The following is a 1,804-nucleotide window of genomic DNA, read 5'->3' on the forward strand; positions in this document are numbered from 1 at the left end:
CAAAAAAAAATCTGGCGTTCGAAGAAACCATGGACATTTTCGTTTATTCCCCCGATAAGAGAAAATTTTTTCCATACTTCTTTCCGACATATCCATTTCCCCTTCGCCCCAGCCATGTTCGAAATCGACCTACACCTACACGGGAAGTATTCCAAAATTTATGCACCTGCCCTGCCCGACCGTAATAAAGTATTTTTAAACGACCCTCAAACGTAAACGAATGCCTGTTTTGGAAATCCAATTTAAGGTGGGTTTAAATACGCCTTTGAGGATTAGGGTTTAGTCCCAAAAACTTTCATTTTATAGTATTATCTTAACTTTTTTTAAACTTCCCATCCACCGTAATCGAATTGGCTCATATACATTTACTAAGGAATGTTAGTATCCCTTCTTTGGTGGACACAATTCAGTCGGTTTCTTTATTCTTTGCATCGAGTTCAAACGTATTTACTTAAAACGAGAACATGCTATGTTCCGCGCCAACCAAGGACAAAATTCTATACTATAAAAGGGCATAAGGACTTTTCCCAGAAACTTTCGATTCCAACAAAGAGACTTGATCTTGGAATTATAGAGGCTTCAAAACTGGAAGTTTCGGCAAAGTCTATTAAAGATGTCGTAATGAAACCGCTGTTTGTGCGACTATGTAACAAATTTCGAATACCGACCGATATGAAATTCAGACCAGTCGCATTGTCCACATTGCTTGGCCTTTTCTTCTTTGCCTGCATCGGGGAGGACATTATAGAGGATTATGTGAATCCCGAACTCCGCATTAGAAACCCTGTAAATTCATTGGGTCTCAACGAAAGCCACCAGTTTGAGGCCAGGTACCTGAACAATATAGGGCTGCCCGAAGATGTTGCCGTTGTCTGGTCGAGTTCCGATGGATCTATAGTTTCGATAGATGGCACCGGCAAGGCCACCGCTCTAAGGGCAGGCCGGGCGACCATATCGGCGACTGCGCAAACCGATAGCCTGAGCACAATGACCACCTTGGAGGTTATCGGGGATGCGGACGAAATGGACGGGGGAACCGATGAAACCGATGACGGAACGGACGAAGGGGCCGATGGCGGAACCGATGACATATCTAGAAAGGGCTCGATCAACAGCACTAGCAGTTATCGATTGCTAGGCGGTTTTACGATACAACCCTTTTCCAGCGGTGCATTGGAACTATCGCTCGCCGAAAACTATGAAGCCTCCACCAGTTTACCGGGGCTGTACGTCTATCTAACGAATAACCCGAACAGTATCAATGGTGCCCTTGAAATCGGTGAAGTGACCGTTTTTACTGGGGCACATTCCTACACACTTCCAGAAAACGTAGCCATAACCGACTACAGCTATCTATTGTATTGGTGCAAACCTTTTTCGGTCAAGGTAGGGGGCGGAACTATAAACGAATAAGTACATCATTATGAACAAAAAAATTTTTGCGTTCATCATTTTCACGGCCCTGACATTTTCCGCCCTGAACGCCCAATAGGTCAAGGAAAAGGGAAAGGGGTACTACAAACTATCGGCATGGTCGCTTGTTTCCGATCAGCACTATGCCGATACCGGTGATATAGACCCCAATACGACCCTGGGCTATTTCAACCTCAATTTTTATGGGGAATATGGTATAACCGATAGATGGGACGTCATCGCCTATATTCCATTTTTTACGCGTACCTATCAAAACGAACAGATTTCGGGAACCCGGGGTACGGTCATACAAGAGGGCGAGAGCCTCAACAGCATCGGGGACAGCGATATTTCCGTTCGCTATGGATTGCTGAATACGGGAGGCTTGGCA

3 protein-coding genes are annotated in these 1,804 nt (G+C 45.0%); 2 read left to right on the forward strand and 1 reads right to left on the reverse strand.

What is annotated here, in order from left to right:
- Together ACEW8S_RS20095 and ACEW8S_RS20100 are read left to right on the forward strand one after the other, a co-directional pair.
- On the forward strand, nucleotides 1–216 hold a 216-nt coding region (locus tag ACEW8S_RS20095; RefSeq protein ID WP_373519893.1), incomplete at its 5' end, for a hypothetical protein.
- A gap of 456 nt (nucleotides 217–672) precedes the next feature.
- Nucleotides 673–1,413, forward strand: a complete 741-nt coding sequence (locus tag ACEW8S_RS20100) for an Ig-like domain-containing protein (protein ID WP_373519894.1) — start codon at nucleotides 673–675, stop codon at nucleotides 1,411–1,413.
- Between the two features lie 109 nt (nucleotides 1,414–1,522).
- On the opposite strand, the gene ACEW8S_RS20105 is transcribed toward ACEW8S_RS20100, so the two are convergent.
- Nucleotides 1,523–1,804, reverse strand: a 282-nt coding sequence (locus tag ACEW8S_RS20105; protein WP_373519895.1) for a hypothetical protein, incomplete at its 5' end; no start/stop codon positions are given.

Source organism: Pricia sp., from assembly GCF_041745955.1.
Lineage (GTDB): Bacteria > Bacteroidota > Bacteroidia > Flavobacteriales > Flavobacteriaceae > Pricia.